21 protein-coding genes and 1 tRNA gene are annotated in these 17,805 nt (G+C 41.6%); 18 read left to right on the forward strand and 4 right to left on the reverse strand.

All coding sequences use genetic code 11. From position 1 onward, the window contains the following. The 7 genes from VK080_RS15385 to VK080_RS15415 form a co-directional block, all read left to right on the forward strand. The coding region (locus tag VK080_RS15385; RefSeq protein ID WP_414672262.1) for a tetratricopeptide repeat protein at positions 1-1,048 on the forward strand (1,048 nt) is incomplete at its 5' end. A gap of 280 nt (positions 1,049-1,328) precedes the next feature. Continuing rightward, positions 1,329-2,282: a thioredoxin-disulfide reductase gene (trxB, locus tag VK080_RS15390; protein WP_324225657.1), complete on the forward strand. Its 954-nt coding sequence runs from the start codon at positions 1,329-1,331 to the stop codon at positions 2,280-2,282. Between the two features lie 369 nt (positions 2,283-2,651). After that, positions 2,652-3,116 carry an 8-oxo-dGTP diphosphatase gene (locus VK080_RS15395; RefSeq protein ID WP_324225658.1) on the forward strand — a complete coding sequence of 155 codons (465 nt, stop codon included), beginning with the start codon at positions 2,652-2,654 and terminating at the stop codon, positions 3,114-3,116. Between the two features lie 16 nt (positions 3,117-3,132). Then, positions 3,133-4,017, forward strand: coding sequence for an RNase adapter RapZ (rapZ, locus tag VK080_RS15400; protein ID WP_324225659.1), 885 nt, complete (start codon positions 3,133-3,135; stop codon positions 4,015-4,017). Position 4,018: 1 nt separating this feature from the next. Beyond that, positions 4,019-4,975, forward strand: coding sequence for a YvcK family protein (locus VK080_RS15405; RefSeq protein ID WP_324225660.1), 957 nt, complete (start codon positions 4,019-4,021; stop codon positions 4,973-4,975). A 35-nt stretch (positions 4,976-5,010) separates the two neighbouring features. Further along, positions 5,011-5,964, forward strand: a complete 954-nt coding sequence (gene whiA, locus VK080_RS15410; protein WP_324225661.1) for a DNA-binding protein WhiA — start codon at positions 5,011-5,013, stop codon at positions 5,962-5,964. Between the two features lie 143 nt (positions 5,965-6,107). Further along, positions 6,108-6,359 (forward strand): HPr family phosphocarrier protein, encoded by a 252-nt coding sequence (locus VK080_RS15415; RefSeq protein ID WP_324225662.1) that lies wholly within the window; start codon positions 6,108-6,110, stop codon positions 6,357-6,359. Between the two features lie 95 nt (positions 6,360-6,454). Here the strand turns inward: VK080_RS15415 and clpP are convergent, their stop codons facing one another. Then, a complete protein-coding gene (gene clpP / locus VK080_RS15420; RefSeq protein WP_324225663.1) occupies positions 6,455-7,051 on the reverse strand; it encodes an ATP-dependent Clp endopeptidase proteolytic subunit ClpP in 597 nt (198 codons plus the stop codon). 407 nt (positions 7,052-7,458) lie between these two features. On the opposite strand from clpP, the gene VK080_RS15425 reads away from it, so the two are divergent. The 7 genes from VK080_RS15425 (at position 7,459) to VK080_RS15450 (ending at position 14,093) form a co-directional block, all read left to right on the forward strand. Continuing rightward, positions 7,459-8,484 (forward strand): ABC transporter ATP-binding protein, encoded by a 1,026-nt coding sequence (locus tag VK080_RS15425; protein ID WP_414672263.1) that lies wholly within the window; start codon positions 7,459-7,461, stop codon positions 8,482-8,484. Next, the gene (locus VK080_RS15430; RefSeq protein ID WP_324225665.1) at positions 8,459-9,442 is read left to right on the forward strand and encodes a dipeptide ABC transporter ATP-binding protein; all 984 of its coding nucleotides are present in this window, start codon (positions 8,459-8,461) and stop codon (positions 9,440-9,442) included. Before VK080_RS15425 ends, VK080_RS15430 begins: the two co-directional genes overlap by 26 nt. Before the next feature lie 35 nt (positions 9,443-9,477). Beyond that, on the forward strand, positions 9,478-11,139 hold the full coding sequence (locus VK080_RS15435; protein WP_324225666.1) for an ABC transporter substrate-binding protein: 1,662 nt from the start codon (positions 9,478-9,480) through the stop codon (positions 11,137-11,139). Between the two features lie 259 nt (positions 11,140-11,398). Next, the gene (locus VK080_RS15440; RefSeq protein WP_324225667.1) at positions 11,399-12,400 is read left to right on the forward strand and encodes an ABC transporter permease; all 1,002 of its coding nucleotides are present in this window, start codon (positions 11,399-11,401) and stop codon (positions 12,398-12,400) included. Positions 12,401-12,410: 10 nt separating this feature from the next. Beyond that, positions 12,411-13,346, forward strand: coding sequence for an ABC transporter permease (locus VK080_RS15445; RefSeq protein ID WP_414672264.1), 936 nt, complete (start codon positions 12,411-12,413; stop codon positions 13,344-13,346). A gap of 272 nt (positions 13,347-13,618) precedes the next feature. After that, the gene (locus VK080_RS16100) at positions 13,619-13,714 is read left to right on the forward strand and encodes a putative holin-like toxin (protein WP_414672265.1); all 96 of its coding nucleotides are present in this window, start codon (positions 13,619-13,621) and stop codon (positions 13,712-13,714) included. A 305-nt stretch (positions 13,715-14,019) separates the two neighbouring features. Beyond that, positions 14,020-14,093 (forward strand) — tRNA-Arg (locus VK080_RS15450). 56 nt (positions 14,094-14,149) lie between these two features. On the opposite strand, the gene VK080_RS15455 is transcribed toward VK080_RS15450, so the two are convergent. From VK080_RS15455 to VK080_RS15465, 3 genes are all read right to left on the reverse strand, one after another. Next, positions 14,150-15,298, reverse strand: a complete 1,149-nt coding sequence (locus VK080_RS15455) for a site-specific integrase (RefSeq protein ID WP_324225668.1) — start codon at positions 15,296-15,298, stop codon at positions 14,150-14,152. Next, a complete protein-coding gene (locus VK080_RS15460; RefSeq protein ID WP_324225669.1) occupies positions 15,270-15,698 on the reverse strand; it encodes an ImmA/IrrE family metallo-endopeptidase in 429 nt (142 codons plus the stop codon). The genes VK080_RS15455 and VK080_RS15460 overlap by 29 nt, the downstream gene beginning before the upstream one ends. Before the next feature lie 218 nt (positions 15,699-15,916). Next, positions 15,917-16,294, reverse strand: coding sequence for a helix-turn-helix transcriptional regulator (locus VK080_RS15465; protein ID WP_324225675.1), 378 nt, complete (start codon positions 16,292-16,294; stop codon positions 15,917-15,919). A 143-nt stretch (positions 16,295-16,437) separates the two neighbouring features. Between VK080_RS15465 and VK080_RS15470 the strand changes: the two genes are divergently transcribed. From VK080_RS15470 to VK080_RS15485, 4 genes are all read left to right on the forward strand, one after another. Further along, a complete protein-coding gene (locus tag VK080_RS15470; RefSeq protein ID WP_324225670.1) occupies positions 16,438-16,671 on the forward strand; it encodes a helix-turn-helix transcriptional regulator in 234 nt (77 codons plus the stop codon). A gap of 12 nt (positions 16,672-16,683) precedes the next feature. Then, entirely contained in the window at positions 16,684-16,968 is a 285-nt protein-coding gene (locus tag VK080_RS15475; protein ID WP_324225671.1) for a helix-turn-helix domain-containing protein, read from the forward strand. 73 nt (positions 16,969-17,041) lie between these two features. Continuing rightward, on the forward strand, positions 17,042-17,554 hold the full coding sequence (locus tag VK080_RS15480) for a helix-turn-helix transcriptional regulator (RefSeq protein ID WP_324225672.1): 513 nt from the start codon (positions 17,042-17,044) through the stop codon (positions 17,552-17,554). A 65-nt stretch (positions 17,555-17,619) separates the two neighbouring features. After that, positions 17,620-17,805, forward strand: a 186-nt coding sequence (locus tag VK080_RS15485; RefSeq protein ID WP_324225676.1) for a phage replisome organizer N-terminal domain-containing protein, incomplete at its 3' end; no start/stop codon positions are given.

Genomic DNA, 17,805 nt, shown 5'->3' on the forward strand with positions numbered 1-17,805 from the left:
ACTTTGTTCGATGAGATTCGACAATGAGAGGGATGGCTGTATGCTGCAATCAGACAATCATGCACAGGGAAAAAAGGAGAAAATTATCCCCTATATTCCGGACGGTGATTTTTATTTTTCAAAAGGTATAGAAGCATTTGAAAAACACAAATTTGATATCGCCATAAAGTGGCTGCGTAAGGCGATTGAGTCAGCACCGCAAAACCCATTATATCAGTGTCAGATGTCGATTGTTTATACTGAAATTGGCGCTTATCATGCTGCGAACCAACTGCTGAATGAAGTGCTCCAGTCAACAGATAATCAATATACCGATTGCTACTATCTGCTCGCCAATAATTACGCGCATTTGGGCCTGTTGAACGATGCCAAAAAATATGCTGAAATTTACCTTAATGAAGAACAAAATGGCGATTTCCGCAATGATGCTGAACATTTACTGGACATCATGCATAGTGATGAAGAAGAAGACAATGAATGGGAATTTGATGATGAGGATGCTCTGATCATCTATCAGGAAACGGTTTTTCATCACTTGGAAAACAAGGAATGGGACAAAGCCATCGTTTTACTGAACGAAATGATGTCATTATTCCCTGAACATAAATGGGTCAAGTACGATTATACATATGCGTTATTTTTTTCCGGTTCAACCGAAAAAGCGATCAGGATTGAACTGGATAGTCTGAAAGAACAGCCTGATTCGTTGCGCAGCCATATCAACCTGGCAATATTTTACTACGAAACTGAACAAGTATTGGAATATGAAAGGCACATAAAGGCATTACTAAATGTATATCCGATCCATGAACAGCAAAAATTACGGATAGCGATAACGCTTGCGGCAACCGGTGTATACGAACAGGCATATGCCCGGTTTTGCAAACTGGCAAAACAGCAGGTGAAAAATCATTTGGCTTATTATAAATGGTACAGCATAGCAGCATACAAGCTTGGCAGGCCATCAAAAGCGCTTGCACTTTGGGAAGAAGGATGTAAAAAACATCCGGCTCTGGCTGAGGAGGAAGGACCCTGGAAGGCAACGTAAGACCTGGATGCAGTGTTCTCCCGCATGTAAAGGACAGTAATCCGCCAAAAGACGGCAGCTGACTGACCGTAAATGCCCGATTTTGTTCGGGCCTGCACGATGCAGGTGGAGGCGTTGCCACAGGACGTGGCGTTCTTAGCCTTTGTTCCCTATTATTCAGTGGGGAAAAGACACCCCACTGAATGAAGTTTCACTTTATAAGCATAAGAGTAGACGAATCCACAGACATTTTATACGATGAATATGGTTTGAAGATAAAAGCTATGAAAGGGCTGATAATATGGCCGAAGAACGTATGTATGATGTAATTATTGCTGGTGCAGGCCCTGCCGGCATGACTGCAGCGGTCTATGCATCCCGTGCAAATCTTGACACGTTGATGATTGAACGAGGCATTCCGGGCGGTCAGGTGGCCAATACAGAAGACGTGGAAAACTATCCTGGTTATGAACACATTTTGGGTCCGGATTTATCGAATAAAATGTTTGAACATGCAAAGAAGTTTGGTGCTGAATATGCTTACGGTGACATCAAAAGCGTGGAAGATCATGGCGACTATAAAACAGTTTTTGCAGGTAAAAAACAGTACCATACTCGTGCCTTGATTATCGCAACCGGTGCCCAGTATAAAAAGCTCGGTATCCCGGGTGAAGATGAATTGAGCGGACGAGGCGTATCGTATTGCGCTGTTTGTGATGGTGCTTTCTTTAAAGAGAAAAATCTTGTTGTCATTGGCGGCGGTGATTCTGCTGTGGAAGAAGGCATGTACTTGACTCGCTTTGCTGATAAAGTCACGATTGTGCATCGCCGTGATAAATTGCGTGCGCAGAAAATTCTGCAGGAGCGTGCCTTTGATAACGATAAAATTGAATTCATCTGGAATACGGAAGCGAAAACCATTCTTGGTCCGGATGGAAAAGTCAATGCGGTTTCATTATATAACAATAAAACCGGCGAAGAGTATGAATATCCAGTTGACGGTGTGTTCATCTATATTGGTATGCTACCGCTGAATGAACCATTCAAATCACTTGGAATCACAAATGAAGAAGGCTATATTCCAACAAATGAAAACATGGAAACATCAATTCCGGGTATTTTTGCAGCAGGAGATATCCGTGAGAAATCACTTCGACAAATTGTGACAGCAACCGGGGATGGGAGTATTGCCGCCGAAACAGCACAAAAGTATATTGAGGACCTTCAGGAAGAAATGAAAGCTGCAAAATCTTGATATTACAAATGTTAAAACCAGCTTCAAAGAAAAGTCATTACTTTTTAACGCTGCTGTAATACGTACGAAACATTTATGGGGTACAATGGAATTAACTAATTGACCCCCTTTTAATAATAAATTAGTTTTTTCGCAGGTGATGCACTCACCTGCATTTTTTTGTCTTCTTTAAAAACAACCAGATACCCATTCCTTGTACAATTATGTCGAACAATCATCAATTATTTCTAGAAGATGTGAGGGACTTGGGGGTCTCCCACTTTGTCTTTTTTTGTATAACGTCAATTCATTTGGTTGTTGGTTGAATCAAATTAAGTGTATAATAAAAGAAGTGTCATTGTTCTTTTGCAGGAAAGAAGTGAAATATGAATGCAGCGCGTAACGAATTGCATATTATTAAATGATGATAAAGTTTTATTGATAAAAAAACCGCGGCGGGGCTGGTATGCCATTCCCGGTGGCAAGATGGAACAAGGGGAATCCATTAAAGAGTCCGTGATTCGTGAATATCGGGAAGAAACAGAACTGGAACTGACAGATCCGGAGCTTGGCGGGGCCTTCACATTTCTGATTTATAACGGAAAAACCATTGCACAGGAGTGGATGATGTTTACGTTCCTTTGCCGTGCATTCACGGGAACATTAGCAAGCTATTGCCGCGAAGGTGAACTTGAATGGGTCACACGTGATGCCATCAGCAGTTTGCCAATGGCAGAGGGAGACAGGAAAATTTTCGAACATGTCCTGACTTCCGATAAAATGTTATATGGATCGTTTTCCTACACTGAAGACTATCGTTTGATTGATTACCGTCTGGATCCAACACGTCCGTGAAGAGGAGTAATGTATCGTGTCAAACAATAAACAAGAGACAAAGCTGGTTATTATCACCGGGATGTCAGGGGCAGGGAAAACAGGTGCCGTCCAAAGCTTTGAAGATCTCGGCTATTACTGTGTCGATAATTTGCCGCCTGCGCTGCTCCCCAAATTTTTAGAGCTCATGAAAGATTCACGGAATAATATTAAAAATGTTGCCCTTGTGATGGACCTGCGTGGCCGTGAGTTTTTTGACTCGCTTTTTGAAGCGTTGGATATTTTAGGGGAAGAAGATTGGCTTAACGAACATATCCTTTTTCTCGATGCTAAAGATGAAGTACTTGTTACAAGGTATAAAGAAACACGGCGTACACATCCGTTGGCAGCAGGGGGGCTGCCTTTGGACGGCATTCAGCAGGAGCGGAAAATCCTGGATGAATTAAGAGGAAGAGCGCAGCGGATTATTGATACCACCAATTTGAAGCCGAGAGAATTGCGAGAAAAGATTTTGAAAGCTTATAGGGAAGATCAGCAGGATATATTTTCAGTACACATGGTGTCGTTCGGTTATAAATATGGCATCCCGATTGACGCGGATCTCGTGTTTGATGTCCGGTTTTTGCCGAATCCGCATTACGTCCCGCATATGCAGCCATTGACCGGGCTTAATCCAGAAGTATCGACGTATGTTTTCAAGTGGTCCGATACGCAGAAGTTTAATGAAAAGGTACTTGATTTATTACAGTTCATGCTTCCGCAATATAAAAAAGAAGGTAAGTCGCAGCTGGTAATTGGCATTGGATGTACCGGCGGGCAGCACCGTTCGGTAGCGCTTGCGGAATTTTTCGCCAAACAGCTTTCAACGGATTATATTACACATGTCAGCCACCGCGATATTGATAAAAGAAAGGGTCATTAAAATGGACAGCACAAAGCAACCGAATGTCGTCGTTATTGGTGGTGGTACGGGGATGCCGGTGCTTTTGCGCGGGCTGAAAGATTTGCCGATCGACCTGACCGCACTTGTGACAGTAGCCGATGATGGCGGCAGCACAGGGAGATTAAGAGATGAAATGGCAATCCCGGCACCCGGTGATATCCGTAATGTGATTGCCGCTTTGTCGGATGCAGAGCCGATGCTGCTCGAATTGTTCCAGCACCGTTTTACGGTTGGCAATGGTCTGTCCGGTCATTCGATGGGGAATTTGCTGCTGGCGGCCATGACATCTGTTACCGGGGACTTTTTTACCGGCATTCAGGAAATATCACGCGTCCTCAATGTCAAAGGGAAAATTTTTCCGATTTCGAATGATAGAATGTCACTGCATGCAAAAATGACGGATGGGACCGTTGTCTCCGGCGAATCCAATATCCCGCTTGCGAACAAAAAAATCGAAAAAGTATTTTTAAGCCCACAGCCGGTTCAGCCGCTTCCGGATGCTGTGAATGCGATTGAAACGGCAGATTTGGTTGTCGTTGCTCCTGGAAGTTTATATACGAGTATATTGCCAAATATGATTATCCCGCAAATTGATGTGGCACTCAGTAAAACAAAAGCCAATGTGGTTTATGTCTGCAACGTGATGACGCAGGCAGGTGAAACGACGGATTATACTGCAGCAGATCACGTACAGGCAATCCGAAGTCATATCGGCGAAAATTGTATCGATTCGATTGTCGTACATAATGAACCAATCAGTAAACATGTACGTAAGGCCTATGCTGAAGAAAACGCAGCACCAGTCGTTTATGATACAGAGCGATTGCTTGAAATGGGACTGCAGATTATTGAAGGGGATATTATTGATCCGTCAAGAAAGACATTACGTCATGATACAGGGAAGATCGCGAAACTGCTTTATTCACTGATTGATTAAGCGGCATTTGACGGCTGAACGGGGAGGTGACAGGCGTGTCATTTGCATCGGAAATTAAAAAAGAATTGACGGGTATTCAATTGGATACATGCTGTAAATCTGCCGAGCTGGCTGCATTAATCCGGATGAATGGCGTCGTTAGTATGTCGGGAAATAAATATTCGCTTGATGTACAGACCGAAAACGCCGCTATCGCCCGGCGTATTTACACATTGATCAAATCACTTTATGACGTTTCAATCGAATTGCTTGTCAGAAAGAAAATGAAGCTTAAAAAAAATAATGTTTATATTGTACGTATGAAACATGATGTACAAACTTTACTCTCTGATCTGGGCATTGTCCAGGACACATATACCCTTGTAAGAACCATTCCGGCTAAATATTATGAAAAAGATTGCTGTAAACGCTCGTATCTAAGAGGGTCTTTTTTGGCAGGTGGTTCAATCAATAATCCAGAAACATCATCATACCACTTGGAAATTTTTAATTCATACGAGGACCATAATGATTCCCTTTGTGAATTGCTGAATGAATTTGATCTTCGGGCAAGAAAATTGGAACGGAAAAAAGGCTATATCACATACTTGAAGGAAGCTGAAAAAATTACTGACTTTTTGAACATTATCGGCGCACACAATGCTTTATTCAAGTTTGAGGATGTCAGGATCGTCCGGGATATGCGTAATTCGGTCAACCGGCTCGTCAACTGTGAAACAGCTAATTTGAACAAGACAATTGGAGCGGCATTCCGTCAGATTGAAAACATTAAATTTATTGAAGAAACAGTCGGACTGGAGGCACTTCCGGAAAAATTACAGGAAGTTGCCGCACTAAGGGTTCAGTATCAGGATGTTTCGCTGAAAGAATTAGGTGAACTTGTTACCAGTGGCAAAATATCCAAGTCCGGTATCAACCATCGGCTGAAAAAAATTGATGAATTTGCCGAGAAACTTCGGGAGGATGGATTAGTACCACAAAATGAATAAACATTCATTTTTTTCCAGTTTTATGGTATACTATTGGTATAACTGTAATATTTTTTAATGAGATGACAGCAGACATTAAAACTGCTGCTGTTTTTAGAAAAAATGAAAACGATTTCATAAAAGGTTGAGGGAGGATGAGTTTTTTGGTTGAGAAATCGGTGGAAGTTAAGCTGGAAACGGGATTACAGTCAAGACCCGCAGCACAATTTGTACAGGAAGCAAACCGGTATACGGCACATTTGTTTCTTGAAAAAGACGGTAAGCGGGTGAACGCTAAAAGTATTATGGGCTTGATGAGTCTGGCGGTTTCGCCGGGTGAAACAGTCAAATTGATTGCAGATGGTGATGATGAGGAAATCGCGCTTAAAGATTTAATCGCTTATGTTTCAAAATAAAGTTTTTATTTCTGTAACATGGCAAAAGTTAAAATGTTATTGGAAATAGATTGAAAAGGCTGCACCAAATGTGGTGCAGCCTTTAACGTTATCCATTATTTATTTTTATCAGTGTTTCTCTCCAGAATCTTGTCAATCAGGCCGTACTCGACGGATTTTTCGGCTGACATGAAGTTGTCACGATCCGTGTCGCGGTCGATGACTTCCAGTGGCTGACCAGTGCGGTCGGCCAAAATTTTGTTGATTTTCTCGCGCATTTCAATGATGCGGCGGGCATGAATTTCAATATCCGTTGCCTGACCCTGCGTTCCACCCAATGGCTGGTGAATCATGACCTCACTGTTCGGCAGGGCATACCGTTTGCCTTTTTCACCGGCTGCCAGAAGAAATGCACCCATTGACGCTGCCATGCCGGTGCAAATGGTTGAAACGTCTGATTTAATGAACTGCATGGTATCGTAAATGGCCATACCGGCTGTGATGGAGCCGCCCGGTGAGTTAATGTATAATGAAATATCCTTGTCCGGATCCTCCGCTTCCAGAAATAGCAACTGTGCAACAATTGAGTTGGCCACATTGTCATCAATGGCACTTCCAAGCATAATAATACGATCTTTCAATAAGCGTGAATAAATATCATATGCACGTTCTCCACGGTTTGTCTGTTCAATGACTGTTGGGATTAGATTCATGGTTTCATCCTCCTTATTTCATTTCGAATTCATCCATATAGTGGATATTCCTATCATAACTAATAGGTCAAAAAAGGTCAAACAAAAATACTCAGGTTGACATTCCAGTATCCCAATTAAGTATTTACACCCATAAATTGATCACAAACGCAGCAAACATCACCTATTCTATGATGTCAACTACCATCATACCCTTAAAAAGATGAAGATAAAACCATTTGAGGGGAAATGTTGTGTCAGAATTTAAATAAATCAGTCGTTCATTACTTAAAAAATAATCGTTCCAGTCAGATTCAGCTTGCATTATCAATTTATTCATTATAATATATTAATTACAATATTTAGATATTTATTACTTGAATTAATAATGGTAAATTTATTTATATTTAAGAAACGTATTAGGGGGAATGGTTTTGGCAAAAGAAACACTTTTGGCATTGGAAAATTTACATACACATTTTTTTACGGACAATGGTGAAGTTCCCGCAGTCAATGGGGTCAGTTTCTCAATCAATAAAGGTGAAATTGTCGGTATTGTGGGTGAATCAGGATGTGGTAAAAGTGTCACCTCTCTATCGATCATGCAGCTTGTGCCAAACCCTCCTGGAAAAATTGTGAACGGAAACATACATTTTAAAAATGAAAATATTGTCCATGCTTCCGCTAAACGAATGAAGCAGATTCGCGGCAATGAAATCGGCATGATCTTTCAGGAACCAATGACATCGCTAAACCCGTTGTTTACGATAGGGAATCAGTTAATCGAAGCCATCCGGTTTCATCGGAAAATGACGAAAAAAGAAGCAAAGCAGGAATCAATTGATCTGTTAAACCTGGTAGGAATTCCGCGGGCAGAGGAAGTGGTTGACGAATACCCGCACCAGTTATCAGGTGGGATGCGGCAGCGGGTCATGATCGCGATGGCTGTGTCATGTAATCCGGATATGCTGATAGCAGACGAACCAACGACAGCATTGGATGTGACCATCCAGGCGCAAATTCTGGATATTATGAGGAATTTGAATGAAGAAAGAGATACAGCGATTTTATTGATTACGCATGATTTGGGGGTGGTAGCTGAACTGTGTGAACGCGTCATTGTCATGTATGCCGGTCAGGTCGTTGAAGAAGGGAGTGTACGGGAAATTCTCAAAGAACCGCAGCATCCCTACACAAGGGGGCTTATACGATCGCTCCCACGACTTCATGGTGATGAACAGACACTTTATTCAATCCCGGGGACTGTTCCCAAGCCAGGGATGGAGCAGACAGGCTGTCAATTTGCGCCACGCTGTGAATTTGCTTTTGACCGCTGCTTCAAGGAAGCGCCGGAACTTTACAATCTGGGAGATGGGCGCAGTAGCCGCTGTTTCTTATATGACAAAAAGGAAGGGGATGCAGCAAAAGATGACGAATCTGCTCTTGGAAGTTAATGGTCTGAAAAAGTATTTTCCCATCAAAGGCAGTGTTCTTGGCCGGAAAGTTGGTGACGTGAAGGCGGTAGATGATGTTTCTTTTTCGGTAAGAGAAGGCGAAATTCTCGGCCTTGTAGGTGAATCAGGCTGCGGAAAGTCGACAACCGGAAAATCAATTCTTCGTTTGAGCGAACCGACTGCCGGTGAGGTGAAATTTCAGGATCAGGATATTACCAGTCTTAATGCTGAGGATATGCGAAAATTACGCCGCAACATGCAGATTATTTTTCAGGATCCATATGCATCGTTAAATCCGAGGCACACTGTTGAGAAAATCATTGGAGAGCCGCTTTTGATTCACGGTATGACGTCTGCCGGTGAACGAAAAGAGAGAGTCCAGGAATTACTCGAGGTTGTCGGGCTCAGTGCCTATCATGCGTCAAGATACCCGCATCAGTTCAGTGGCGGACAAAGGCAGCGCATTGGCATTGCCCGTGCACTCGCGAACAATCCTAAACTGATTATCTGTGATGAGCCGGTTTCGGCACTAGATGTTTCAGTACAAGCACAAATCCTTAATCTTATGGATGAACTGCGGGATAAATTTAATCTAACATATATTTTCATTGCGCATGATCTTAGTGTTGTTAAACATATTTGCGACAGGGTTGGCGTTATGTATCTGGGGCGGATGGCAGAAATGGCAGACAAAGATGACCTTTACAGTAATCCTAAACATCCTTATACACAAGCATTGTTATCGGCTGTTCCTGATCCTGATCCGGATTATCAGAGAGAGCGTATTATCCTGAAGGGGGATGTTCCAAGCCCTTCAGACCCGCCAACAGGGTGTGCATTTCATACAAGATGCCCCTATGCAATGGCTGTCTGCAGCGAATTAAGACCAGAATTTCAGAAAGTTTACAACAATCATTATGTTGCATGTCATCTATATGATGATGCCGTGCAGTCATAATAGATATTTTTAAAATTTTAAGAGGGGGAAAACACATGAAGCCAAAATTTTGGGCGCTGATAGTTTTACTTGCGCTGACATTACTGGTTGCCGCATGCAGCGGTGATGAAGAATCAGGTGCTTCCGGTGAAAGTGACAACGGCGGCGGGGAGGACGCTGAAGCCGACAGTGGCAGTGATGGTGAAGACGTGCTTGTATTTGCACGTGGCGGCGATTCAGAGAGCCTTGACCCGGGAAGTACCACAGACGGAGAATCTTCCAGGGTAACGAAGCAGGTTCTGGAAGGTCTCCTGGCTTTTGATAAGGAATCATTTGATGTTGTTCCAGGCCTTGCGCATGATTGGGAAGTTTCTGATGATGGACTAAATTATACGTTTTACCTTGAAGAAGGTGTCACATTCCATGATGGCACTGACTTTAATGCGGAAGCCGTTAAAACGAACTTTGAACGCTGGTCAGATCCCGAACATGAATATGCATTTGAGGAAGACGGCTATGTTTATTCCATGTACGGAACGATGTTTGGCGGTTACAAAGGCGATGAAAGCCACGTCATTGAAGAAATCAATGTCGTGAACGATCATGAAATTGAGTTTGTTTTAAAGCGGCCTTTAGGTTATTTCCTGCAAAACATGGCAATGACGTATTTTCCGATAACATCGCCGGCAGCTCTTGAGGAGTATGGACCGGAAATCAATGAAAACCCGGTTGGAACAGGCCCGTTCAAGTTTGAAAGCTGGACAAAAGATGATTCGATCGTGCTAAGTAAGTTTGAAGATTATCGGAAAGAAGGTCAGCCGAAAGTCGATCAGGTTATATTTGAGGTCATCCCGGATAATGCTGCCCGCCTAATCGCACTGCAATCCGGTGAAATTGATATTATGGATGGGCTCAATCCGGATGATGCTGCATCTGTTGAGTCAGAGCAAGGCGTGGAATTGTATACACGAGCTGAAAATAATGTGGGATATGTCGGTATGAATACTCAGAAAGAACCACTAGATCAGGTGGAAGTCCGCCAGGCGATTAATCATGCGATTGACCGTCAGGCAATAGCTGATGCGATGTATGCCGGTTATGCCAACCCGGCCAAAAATCTGCTGCCGCCAAGTTATATGGGCTATAACGATGACATTGAACCTTACGCGTATGATCCGGAGAGAGCGCAGGAGTTATTGGCCGAAGCAGGTTATGAAGATGGTTTTGAAATTGAATTATGGACCATGCCTGTTGCCAGACCATATATGCCGGATCCGGAAACGGTAGCTGAGATTGTCCAGAATAATCTTGCAGAAGTCGGTATCGAGGTTTCGCTTGTACGTGAAGAGTGGGCCCCATATCTGGAAAGTACATTGCAAGGTGAGCAGGAGTTATTCATGCTTGGCTGGTCAGGCACGAATGGTGACCCGGATTACTTCCTGAGCAGTCTTCTGCATGGTGACAATGTCGGGAGCAGTAACCGGACATTCTATGAAAATGATGAAGTGGATGAATTGCTTGACCAGGCGAAAGTCTCCATTGATCAGGATGAGCGTGCGGCGCTCTATCAAGAGGCACAGGCCCTTATTCACGAAGACGCGCCGATGGTAAATCTGGTACATTCTACACCTGTCCTTGCAGCCGCAAGCTATGTGGAAAATTATGTACCACACCCATCGACGAGTGAATCACTTGCTGAAGTTGAGTTGGCCAATTAAAAGCTGACAGGGCAGCAGTCAAATAGTGCTGCCCTGTTTTATCCCGCATGTAACTGGCAGTAAGACCCCCCACCTCAAATGTCCGAGTATATGATGAAGAGTAAATGAACGATCAAACTGCCAGTAAATGTCCGATTCGTTCATTTAACAATCAGTGGGGGAGGAAAGAACCCCCCACTGATTGAAGATTCACTTTATACATCGCAGCCCGAAAAATACACAGCAGTCATCAACCTATGAAAAGTCGAGGTGAGAATCATTGTTTGCCTACACGATGCGGCGATTATTAATGCTCATTCCTGTCCTCATTGGCATGACATTGATTACATTTTCAATAGTCCATTTAATCCCCGGGAATCCTGCTCAGGTTATACTTGGAGAAACAGCGACGGAAACAGCTATTCAGGATCTTGAACAGAGTATGGGGCTGAATGAACCATATCCGGTTCAATATGGTTTATATATAACTGATTTGCTTCAGGGAGACCTGGGCACATCGTTGCGGTCAAAAGCGGAAATTTCTGTGGAAATACTGCCAAAACTGGCAGCCACATTTGAATTAACTTTTTTTGCGATGCTCTTTGCTGTTGTTATAGGTGTAAATGCAGGGATTATCAGTGCCTGGAAACAGAATTCCTGGTTTGATTTTCTTGCCATGTTTTTTGCCTTATTGGGTGTGTCGATGCCGATTTTCTGGCTGGCATTAATGGAGCAGTGGGTATTTGCGCAGGAATTTGGCTGGCTGCCGGCATATGGACGCGAAGATAGCAGGGACCCGATTACCCCCATTACACATTTTTATGTCCTTGATTCGCTCATCCATTTGGATTTCCCCAGAGCGATTCAAACATTGAAGCATTTGGTTTTGCCGAGTATCGCACTCGGAACGATTCCAATGGCGATTATTGCCCGTATGACCCGTTCCAGCATGCTGGAGGTCATGAATTCCGATTATATCCGGACTGTTCGGGCTAAAGGATCAGGACAGTTTCTGGTCATTTACAAACATGCATTGAAGAATGCCATTATTCCTGTTTTGACGGTGATCGGTCTGCAAACCGGTGTGTTGCTGGGCGGTGCTATTTTAACGGAAACCATTTTCAGCTGGCCTGGTATTGGACGGTATGTCTATGATGCGATTACTTACAGGGACTATCCCGTCATACAGTCAGGTATTCTGGTGATTGCATTCCTGTTTGTCATTATCAATTTAATTGTTGATTTGCTATATTCCTATATCGATCCAAGGATTAAATATTAGGGGGATTTATATGAGTGTAGAGGAAAAAGATAAGCAATCAGAAGCGCAAGATACTGTGAATCCCGCAAAAGCAAATCAGCAGGCTGAAATGGAAATGATACCGGAAACATCACCATGGAAGGACACATTAAAACAGCTGCGAAAAAACAGATTTGCATTAGCGGGTTTAACCATAGTTATTATATTTATCCTAATTGGCATTTTTGCGCCATTAATAACAAGTTATGGCTATGATGATCAGGTGGTCGCAAATCGTTTGCAGCCGCCTTCAGGAGAGCATTGGCTTGGAACAGATGACGTGGGCCGCGATATCTTTACTCGAATCGCATATGGTGCAAGAATCTCGCTGCAGGTAGGTTTTTTTGCAGTTGTTGGCGCACTCGTGTTTGGAACGATACTTGGCATCATTGCCGGCTATTTTGGCCGCTGGATTGATATGCTGATATCGCGATTGTTTGATATTTTGCTTGCTTTCCCAAGTATCCTGCTTGCTATTGCGATTGTCGCCATAATTGGCGCTTCACTGCAAAATGCGCTGATTGCGATTGCGGTGATTAATGTGCCGATTTTCGGAAGGCTGGTGCGTTCAAAAGTCATCAGTCTGCGCGAGGAAGAGTTTATCATGGCAGCCAAAGCGCAGGGGATGAAAAACGGGCGGATTATCCTGCATCATATTTTGCCTAACAGTCTTGCGCCAATTATTGTACAGGCAACACTTGGATTCGGGACGGCGATTCTTGACGCCGCCGCTTTGGGATTTCTTGGGCTAGGCGCACAGCCGCCAACACCTGAATGGGGCGAAATGCTTGCCTCTTCAAGAGATTTTATTCAGCTGGCACCATGGACACTGATTGCACCGGGTCTTTGTATTATGCTTGTGGTGCTTGGTTTCAATCTGATTGGTGATGGATTACGTGATGCACTGGATCCGAAAATGAAACATTAATAAACTTTTACAGGAAAGACAAAGGTGAGATAGACCTTTGTCTTTTTATGTCCCGCCCTAACTGACAGTAAGTTTCCTGCAAAAACGCGTATGATCAACGAAGGTTCACTATGTCGAAAAATACTGTCTAATTATTAACAAGATTTACATACAAATTCTGAATCATTTGTTATAATAGTACTGAGCTACATAAGCAGGATGGGGCGGTGGCACCTTTGCTGCTCGTTACTTGACATGGTCATGTAAGCGGGGAGGGGGGGTGATGCCGTAAAATGATTACTTTGTATCAAGGCATAACGCTGATGATCGGCTTTGGCTCTTTGCTCATTGCCGTTATCACGTTGATTGTTTCGCTAACAAAAAAGTAATCCCCACCTGTGAATAACGGCATAGTGGGGGATTACTCTCTACCTTGCAACCGCAACTTCTTTGCGGCGTAGCTCAAAGAACTCCGACAGGCTAATGTCGGGGTTCTTTTTTAGTATTACGCTGTCTGCTTTTATTATATGCTGAAAGGGTTTGTATTGCAAGCAATTATTTTCAAAATCCCTTTTGTATTCAGTTTATCACATAACATCACAACATAAGTCGTTAGCTAAATTTCTGTAAAACACTTGTCTATTTCTGATTTAAGTATTATAATAATCATTGTGTCGGAATCAACATATTATTTGCGCTCGTAGCTCAGTTGGATAGAGCACTGGTTTCCGGTACCAGGAGTCGGGGGTTCAAGTCCTCCCGGGCGCGCTACTTTCAGACGGACAAGAACCAAAATTGGTCACGAAATGGTCACCTTTAGTCAATTAAAGCGAATGACCGTTCGTGTCCTTTTTTTGTTTTATAAATGCTGATTCTAAACTTTCGGCTACAGCTGATTGCATGTTTGGAAGCATATGTGAGTAAGTATCTAATGTTACCTGAATCGATGAATGGCCAAGTCGTTCTTGTACAATTTTTGGGTGCGTTTGCAGTGCGAATAACATTGATGCATGCGTATGCCGCAAATCATGAAATCGAATGCGCTCAACACCTACATCGGCAATGCATTTTTTGAATGACCTTAATAAGTTGCTGTGATACACATAATTACCGGTTGCTGTAGCTATAATCAAGTTGTCGTCTTGATAATCCTCACCAATCTCCATCTTGATACTTTGTTGTCGATTATAGTGACGCTTTAGTTCGAAAATGTCCGAATCAGATATAGCAATGGACCGGTAGCTTGATGTGTTTTTTAAATCTGCAATAACGCGTTTCCCTTCAACTCTTTTCAGAGAACGTTTAACGTGAATGGTTTTATTTTCCCAATCAATGGCGTCCCATTTTAAGCCTAAGATTTCACCTTGTCGCATTCCAGTAAATGCAGCTAAGTACCAAGCGATAAAGAAAGGTTCCTGCCGTGTGTAATCAATAAACTGCCGCAATGTATCCATATCCCAATATTTCATTTCTTTTTTGGCTACTTTTGCTGGTTCAACTGCTTTTGCAGCATTATGCTGTATATCTCCTGCCTTTAACCCGCTATCAAGCGCATTGCTTAAAATTCGATGGATGTGATGTATTGATCTTTTGGATAAGTCCCCTTTTTCGAGTAGCCCATCAAAAAACATCTGAACATCACGTGGTTTTAAATCAAATAATTTAATATTGCCAAGCGCTGGCTTGATATGATTGTTAATATAAGATGCATAGAATTCATAAGTTGAAGGAGAAACTCTTGTCTTTTTATGCTGCAGCCATCTATCTAAGTATTCATCTAATGTTTCAGATGATGGTTCTATATAAGTACCGCGTTGCAAGTCCGCAATCATTTCATTCATAGCTTTTTGTGCTTTTTTCTTGCTTGTGAATCCAGAGACACGTTTTTGTTTCCGTTTTTTTGTGACTGGATCCTTGCCAATGTCTAATATGAATGAATATTTATTACCACGCTTGATGATAGAGCCTTTCATCAATAACCTTCCTTTCATACATTTCTAATCGTTTTCGAGCAAATTCAAATTCAACATTGAACAAATTCATGATATCTGACGCTATGATTTTATAAAGGTTGTCCAACATAAAAGTTGGTACACAAAAATGGTAAGCAAAAAGATTCGCTTGCCACTCCTGTAAATCACGAAAAAGGTAATGCATAAAATAATGGTTGCCAACATGGATTAAATAGTGCCCAACTTCATGTCCAAATAACTGCCATTCTTTTTGTTTTGTGGATCTTTTGATGACTAATTCGTTGTCTATCCGGAAGCTAGTGCTGCCATAGTGAATAGTGAGGTTTAGCTTGTTGGCAATTTTGTTAATGTCTAGCTGATTTGGGTGACTAATGTTTAAATACCTATATAAATTACGCACGTAATCTTCGAGATGTGTATAGATAATAAATACCCCCAAAGTAAGAATGTATGTTCGTATTCATTTTACAAATAATGGTGTACATAATTTTGTACACCTTAATTAAATTCAACATAGACTTTGTTTGTTTCATCTACATGAAGTTTGCTGTTTTCTTTTATTTATTCCAGTATACTTAGCGGTTAACGTTTGCGATTTAGAAGCGATAACCTTCCAAACTAATCATCCTCTTTATTCTTAAATTTTATATATTTTATCATATTTATCGCTTCTTTACGTTCTTCCTCGGACATATTTTTCCAGTCATTGAACATCAATTCAGTTTCAGGATTATTTAATAAATCTTGTAATTGTGCTTCATCATCATCGTCGGCTATGTCTGTCCGACCTAATAAATAATCCACCTTCACATTATAAAAGTCGGCTATTTTTCGTATAAGTTCAATATCTGGTTCAACGTAATTATTTTCATAGTGAGAGTATCTTGCTCTCGATATACCCAAAGCTTGAGCTGCATGTTCTTGGCTTATATTTCGTTTTTTACGAAGTTCTTTCATCCTAGTTCCGAACACTTCGTTCTTGTTATCCACTGCCATCACCTCATCCACCTCCTATTATAGACTATTTGCGATAATATTTTTATCAATGATAAATATTTTTTCAAAAAAATGTTGACGATAGCAAATTTATCATTTATAGTGAAGATATGATAAATTAATTATCAAAAGAGGTGAAAAAAGTGAATCGAAGAATCTTGTTGCAACAACGAAAAGAACACAATCTTACTCAACAACAACTCGCTGAAAAGCTTGGTATATCAACTGTTTATGTTCGAAAGATCGAAAAAGGCGTTGTTAATCCGGGAAGAGTGACAATGGTTAAATACGAACACTTTTTTAATTCAGACATGAAAGAACTATTTCCGGATCTTTTTTTAAACTTTTATGATAAAAATATTATCAAAGATGCTTAGGAGGGTATAGAGATGTCTTTTGAAGACACCATCCGCCAAATAGTTCGTGAAGAAAATAGCAAACATCTAAAAGACATTAAACAATTACTTGATTCTCACGGCTATCACGAGCCGCCCAGGTTTTTAAAAGTCCCTGAAGCGGCTGAGATATTGAGAATAGGCAAAACAGCAACGTACGAACTTTGTCAACAGTCTGACCATAACGGGTTCCCGTGTATCCGGGAGGGTAACAAGATACGGGTACCGTACTCGTCATTGATGAAATGGATTGAACAACAAACAAAGCAAGCTAACTAAAGCTATGAATCTATCATACCACTAATTGAAGTCATAACGAATAAATAAAAAAGGACAAAGTGGGGAGGAAAAAGTGAATATCGGAAAATCACTGAAAGATATGAGGGAAAGAAATGGATTATCTCAGAAAAATGTTGCTGATGATCTGTTTGTGGACCAATCCATGGTATCAAAAATGGAGTTAGGTAAAAGAATGGCATCTGAAGAACTGGCAGGAAAAAGTGTCAATCGTTATAATGACGCGCAATATGGTTTTGAGGTAGCCAGGGCGATAGCTCAACACTATATAACTCCATTAATTAGGGGTAAAGCAGTCGAGTGGCACCGATTGACACTTAAAGAGATGTTTAAACACGAGGTGACTGAAGCAATCGATTGGTTCGATGAAATCAGGTTAATTAAGCAACCGGAGCATATAAACCAACACGAAAGGACTCAGATTTCTGAAGCTATTAAAGAATTGCTAGATGTCCAAGCAGTTACAAATTCATTTATTGTTAGACTTGAACAGGAATATGACATTTCTGTTAGGGATTGTATGAGGGATCGGGTGACTAAATGGAAATCTGAAGGGCTAATTAAATGAGCGATATTTTGCATGCTGAATTAACGCATGGAATAAAAAAATCCTTTACGAAAAGAGGAAGCAATATGAAAGAACTAAAATGGATTAAATTAGATATCTCCATGTTCGAAGATGAAAAAATAAAACTGATAGAGCAAATGCCAGAGGCAGATACCATTCTGGTTATTTGGGTGAAATTACTGGCGCAAGCAGGAAAAACCAATGCAAATGGCTATATCTATCTAAATGAAAATATTCCATACACGGAAGAG

It is taken from the genome of Lentibacillus sp. (assembly GCF_035301925.1).
GTDB lineage: Bacteria > Bacillota > Bacilli > Bacillales > Amphibacillaceae > Lentibacillus.